Source organism: Salinimicrobium oceani (assembly GCF_012037645.1).
Map to the genome: position 1 here is coordinate 1 of NZ_JAAVJR010000327.1, position 546 is coordinate 546.

Genomic DNA, 546 nt, shown 5'->3' on the forward strand with positions numbered 1-546 from the left:
ATTAACTGGAGATCGATCTACTCCCTTCATTCAATTGCCTATACCATCTTTGGTGTTATCTCTGCAATGATAGCTCTGGAAGGATTCATGCTTCCAAATCACTTTTTAGACGGTGGTGTTACGGGGATCTCAATTCTTGCCCAAGAGATCCTGGATATCCCCTTCACCTATTTACTCGTTATTTTCAACCTTCCGTTTCTCTACCTGGGCTACAAAAAGATAGGGAAAACCTTTGCCTTAAGAGCCCTGCTGTCCATCATTATGCTTACTATATTAATGCATTTCATAGAAATACCCCCGGTGACTGAAGATAAAGTCCTTATTGCTGTTTTTGGAGGTTTTCTGATTGGCCTGGGGATTGGGCTGGTGATAAAAGCAGGTGGGGTTTTGGACGGGATCGAGATCATGGCTCTACATACCACGCGAAATTCTGCTTTTTCTACTGCCGAGATAATTCTTACCTTCAATGCATTAATATTTATTGGTGCAGCCTTTGTTTTTAACATAGAAACTGCGATGTATTCATTTTTGGTGTACTTCACAGCT

Annotated in this window: 1 protein-coding gene; it reads left to right on the forward strand. The window is 41.2% G+C overall.

Annotated elements, in window-relative coordinates; genetic code table 11:
* A partial coding sequence (locus tag HC175_RS16995) for a YitT family protein (protein ID WP_168139525.1) occupies positions 1-546 on the forward strand: 546 nt, incomplete at both ends.